A 5,000-nucleotide genomic window follows, 5' to 3' on the forward strand; every position below is an offset into this window, starting at 1 on the left:
TTTGCGGCAAGCTTCTTGGCTTTCCGCCTGTTCTGTTTGACATCGTAAAGAGAAGATTTGTTCGAACTTCATGATCCGCAAGGGCCATGATTTGTCGCGGGAGACGCTCAATCTCCCGCATATGATGGGTTTGCCTAACCGCGCCCTCGAACCGATCTCGAGAAGCTGGTCTTTTTGTGCCAATTCCATTGAAGCAAACCCCGCACAGGGTTTGGTTCATGCGACGATCTCTTCGAGATCGCGCGGACGCTGATCCTGCAAGGGTTTGGCTGAAGCGACGATTTCTTCGAAATCGCGCGGATGGGTATTGGCAATGAGAACGATCAAGTGTCTTAAGGGCAATTGGTGGATGCCTTGGCATGCACAGGCGATGAAGGACGTGATACGCTGCGATAAGCTACGGGGAGGTGCGAATACCCTTTGATCCGTAGATTTCCGAATGGGGAAACCCACCTAAGGTGCTTGGAAAATCAGAGTAGCAGGGAAGCGACGATCTCTTGAGATCGCGCGGTCTTGCTGCTGTGGTTTCCAAGGATCTGTTATAGGTAACTTATCCTGAATACATAGGGATAAAGTGGCGAACGCGGGGAACTGAAACATCTAAGTACCCGTAGGAAAGGACATCAACCGAGACTCCGGAAGTAGTGGCGAGCGAACCCGGACCAGGCCAGTGGCGATTGAGAGACAAGCGGAACCTTCTGGAAAGTAGGGCCATAGTGGGTGACAGCCCCGTACGCGTAATGCGATCAATCGTCCTCGAGTAAGGCGGGACACGTGAAATCCTGTCTGAAATTGGGGGGACCACCCTCCAAGCCTAAGTACTCGTGCATGACCGATAGCGAACTAGTACCGTGAGGGAAAGGTGAAAAGCACCCCGACAAGGGGAGTGAAAGAGTACCTGAAACCGATTGCCTACAAACAGTGGGAGCCCGCAAGGGTGACCACGTACCTTTTGTATAATGGGTCAGCGACTTAGTGTGACGAGCAAGCTTAAACCGCTAGGTGTAGGCGCAGCGAAAGCGAGTCTGAACAGGGCGTTCAGTTCGTCGCATTAGACCCGAAACCGAGTGATCTAGCCATGAGCAGGTTGAAGGTAAGGTAACACTTACTGGAGGACCGAACCCATAACTGTTGCAATAGTTCGGGATGACTTGTGGCTAGGGGTGAAAGGCCAATCAAACTCGGAAATAGCTGGTTCTCCGCGAAATCTATTTAGGTAGAGCGTCGACCGAATACCCCAGGGGGTAGAGCACTGGATGGGCTAGGGGTCCTCACCGGATTACCAAACCTAACCAAACTCCGAATACCTGGGAGTACTAGTCGGCAGACACACGGCGGGTGCTAACGTCCGTCGTGAAAAGGGAAACAACCCTGACCTACAGCTAAGGTCCCCAAGTTATGGCTAAGTGGGAAAGGATGTGAGGATCCCAAAACAACCAGGATGTTGGCTTAGAAGCAGCCATCATTTAAAGAAAGCGTAACAGCTCACTGGTCTAAATAAGGGTCTTTGCGCCGAAAATGTACCGGGGCTAAAGCCATACACCGAAGCTTAGGGTTCGTGAGCAATCACGAGCGGTAGCGGAGCGTTCTGTAAGCTGATGAAGCCATACCCGTGAGGGGTGGTGGAGGTATCAGAAGTGCGAATGCTGACATGAGTAACGTAAGGGGAGTGAGAGACTCCCCCGCCGAAAGACCAAGGGTTCCTGCTTAAAGCTAATCTGAGCAGGGTTAGCCGGCCCCTAAGACGAGGCGGAAACGCGTAGTCGATGGGAACCACGTTAATATTCGTGGGCCTGGAGGTAGTGACGGATCACACAAGTTGTCCAATCTTATCGGATTGAACGGGCAGCGGAGTGGTTCCAGGAAATAGCTCCTCCTTATAGACCGTACCCGAAACCGACACTGGTGGTCTGGTAGAGTATACCAAGGCGCTTGAGAGAACTATGCTGAAGGAACTCGGCAAATTGCACGCGTAACTTCGGAAGAAGCGTGACCCTTTTCTGCGCAAGCAGAGGAGGGTGGCACAGACCAGGGGGTAGCGACTGTTTATCAAAAACACAGGGCTCTGCGAAGCCGCAAGGCGACGTATAGGGTCTGACGCCTGCCCGGTGCTGGAAGGTTAAGAGGAGGGGTGCAAGCTCTGAATCGAAGCCCCAGTAAACGGCGGCCGTAACTATAACGGTCCTAAGGTAGCGAAATTCCTTGTCGGGTAAGTTCCGACCTGCACGAATGGCGTAACGACTTCCCCGCTGTCTCCAGCATAGACTCAGTGAAATTGAATTCCCCGTGAAGATGCGGGGTTCCTGCGGTTAGACGGAAAGACCCCGTGCACCTTTACTATAGCTTTACATTGGCATTCGTAGTGGCATGTGTAGGATAGGTGGTAGGCTTTGAAACCTGGGCGCCAGCTCAGGTGGAGCCACCCTTGAAATACCACCCTTATCACTATGGATGTCTAACCGCGGCCCGTTATCCGGGTCCGGGACAATGTATGGTGGGTAGTTTGACTGGGGCGGTCGCCTCCTAAAGAGTAACGGAGGCGCGCGATGGTGGGCTCAGAACGGTCGGAAATCGTTCGCTGAGTGCAATGGCATAAGCCTGCCTGACTGCGAGACTGACAAGTCGAGCAGAGACGAAAGTCGGTCATAGTGATCCGGTGGTCCCGCGTGGAAGGGCCATCGCTCAACGGATAAAAGGTACGCCGGGGATAACAGGCTGATGACCCCCAAGAGTCCATATCGACGGGGTTGTTTGGCACCTCGATGTCGACTCATCGCATCCTGGGGCTGGAGCAGGTCCCAAGGGTATGGCTGTTCGCCATTTAAAGCGGTACGTGAGTTGGGTTCAGAACGTCGTGAGACAGTTCGGTCCCTATCTGCCGTGGGTGTAGGAATATTGAAAGGATCTGTCCCTAGTACGAGAGGACCGGGATGGACGGATCTCTGGTGGACCTGTTGTGGCGCCAGCCGCATAGCAGGGTAGCTATATCCGGACGGGATAACCGCTGAAGGCATCTAAGCGGGAAACCCACCTTAAAACGAGTATTCCCTGAGAACCGTGGAAGACGACCACGTTGATAGGCCGGGTGTGGAAGAGCGGCAACGCTTGAAGCTTACCGGTACTAATAGTTCGATCGGCTTGATCGTTCTCATTCCTTATGCCCATCTCGGCGCAATCCAAAGGATTGTCGCCAGAAGTCGGATGGTCTACCAGCGCTCACGCATGAGCGGCCCTTACGGGCCTATGCTCCGCGGGGGCGCCGGACGACCGGCGACGCGCAGTCGCGCTTGCGGGCTTTGCCCGGAAGCAAACTGTGGATGTCGCTCAGGCACAAAAGACAGGTGAAGAGCATGAGCCAATAGCGAATAGGCATCCCCTACTCACTATTTGCTACTCACTATTCCCTATTCCAGCTTCTCGAACAACGTGCGTTTTGCCGACCTGGTGGTTATGGCGGAGCGGCTGCACCCGATCCCATTCCGAACTCGGCCGTGAAACGCTCCAGCGCTGATGGTACTTCGTCTCAAGACGCGGGAGAGTAGGTCGCTGCCAGGTCTGCCAAACGCACGTTGAACTCACATCCAGAACCTGGATGGAGTGAAATCTTCTCTTCACGAACAAGGCCCGCCAACGGGACAACGGGCCGCTCTAAGCGGCCCTTTCAATTTGGCGGCGCGAAGCAGGCAAACGCCCGCTTCCAAAGATCGAAGCAGAAAACACCTGCTTCCAGAGATCGAAGCAAGCTGACGCTTGCCCACAGGTGGCGCGGGGTGGAGCAGCCCGGTAGCTCGTCAGGCTCATAACCTGAAGGTCACAGGTTCAAATCCTGTCCCCGCAACCAAATACAAAACAGCCCGGCTCAACCCGGGCTGTTCTTGTATCCGGCTGATCGCGCCAGGCTGATTCGAGAACCCTCATCAGCCCAGGAAACACGCAAAGCCCACCCCACGCCATAAAAGCAAATCCTCCCCCCAACCAAACCCAATCCGCCCGCCAGAACCATACAAGCCAAGCAAAAGCGTTCACGGAGCCAGGCCTCAGTCGTTCCATGCCTCGGAGCCAAGACGAGCTCTCGGTTCGCGCAGCCTGGATCGCGAGGAGCAGACCCCATCCATCGGTTGCAGGCGCGAACCTCGATCGCGCCACCCCGACTGAGGCGGTTTCCCGGCTATGCCGAATCAAGCGATCCGAGCCTGTCTGCGAGACATTCGGATCAAAATGCAGGATGGTCGACGTCGGCCGAAATTGCTAATATTTAACATCTATTGCTAATCCGTGCCGTAATCCATATCTCTTCCGGGAGGTTGTCATGCCCAACTACGCTCTGAACGACCACTATGAGCGCTTCATCAGGAAGCAGCTCGAATCAGGTCGCTACAACAATGCCAGCGAGGTTGTCCGCGCCGGCCTGCGCATGCTCGAGGATTTCGAGGCGGAGCGGGAAAGATGGCTGCGCGAGGAAATTCCGGGCCGCCTGGCCGAGCTCCAGCAGGATCCAGCTAAAGGAATCCCGGCCGAAGCGATTTTTTCTCGGCTGGAGGCGCGCCATCGCGCGAAACAGGCGAAAGCCAAGTAGGGGATGGACTATCGGATCGTCTTTCATCCCGCTGCACAAGCCGAACTCGAACGGCTCTATGACGACATAGCCGAGCGGGCATCGCCGGCGATCGCCTGGAATTTTGTCGCGGGTATTCAAGACCATTGTCTCGGTCTATCGACTTTTCCACAGCGTGGCACCGAGCGGCGCGAGATCATGCCCGGACTGCGGATCATCGGCTACCGACGGGCGTTCAGCATTGCCTTTGCGGTCGAGGGCGAGCAGGTGCTGATCCTGGGCATCTTCTACGCAGGCCGGAACATCACACCGGAATTGCTGGAGGATCGCCGCTGAAAGCCGCTCGCGCAAGGTCCGCGGCCGTCGGGCGGACAGCGGTTTTCAAAGCGAGGCATAGGGTCCGAAGCGAGTATCCCAGGCGCGACCAAGCGCAGAAAGCGATGTG

At 55.5% G+C, this 5,000-nt stretch carries 2 protein-coding genes, 1 tRNA gene and 2 rRNA genes; all 5 read left to right on the top strand.

Annotation, left to right across the window (positions count from 1 at the left end; all coding sequences use genetic code 11):
* The first annotated feature begins 321 nt into the window (after nt 1–321).
* The 5 genes from LB551_RS10215 to LB551_RS10235 all read left to right on the top strand — a co-directional run bounded on the left by LB551_RS10215 (nt 322) and on the right by LB551_RS10235 (nt 4,891).
* Nucleotides 322–3,146: ribosomal RNA gene (locus LB551_RS10215) — 23S ribosomal RNA — on the top strand.
* Nucleotides 3,147–3,440: 294 nt separating this feature from the next.
* Nucleotides 3,441–3,555: ribosomal RNA gene (rrf, locus tag LB551_RS10220) — 5S ribosomal RNA — on the top strand.
* 209 nt (nt 3,556–3,764) lie between these two features.
* Nucleotides 3,765–3,841 (top strand) — tRNA-Met (locus tag LB551_RS10225).
* Between the two features lie 468 nt (nt 3,842–4,309).
* Nucleotides 4,310–4,576 (top strand): type II toxin-antitoxin system ParD family antitoxin, encoded by a 267-nt coding sequence (locus tag LB551_RS10230; RefSeq protein ID WP_140554510.1) that lies wholly within the window; start codon nt 4,310–4,312, stop codon nt 4,574–4,576.
* Nucleotides 4,577–4,579: 3 nt separating this feature from the next.
* The gene (locus tag LB551_RS10235; protein WP_224659087.1) at nt 4,580–4,891 is read left to right on the top strand and encodes a type II toxin-antitoxin system RelE/ParE family toxin; all 312 of its coding nucleotides are present in this window, start codon (nt 4,580–4,582) and stop codon (nt 4,889–4,891) included.
* The last annotated feature ends 109 nt before the right edge of the window (nt 4,892–5,000 follow it).

The sequence above is a fragment of the Mesorhizobium sp. BR1-1-2 genome (genome assembly GCF_020165435.1).
Classification (GTDB): domain Bacteria; phylum Pseudomonadota; class Alphaproteobacteria; order Rhizobiales; family Rhizobiaceae; genus Mesorhizobium.

Coding starts and splice junctions, on each gene's coding strand:
- LB551_RS10230 (WP_140554510.1), top strand. CDS start 4,310: ATGCCCAACTACGCTCTGAACGACCACTATGAGCGCTTCATCAGGAAG.
- LB551_RS10235 (WP_224659087.1), top strand. CDS start 4,580: ATGGACTATCGGATCGTCTTTCATCCCGCTGCACAAGCCGAACTCGAA.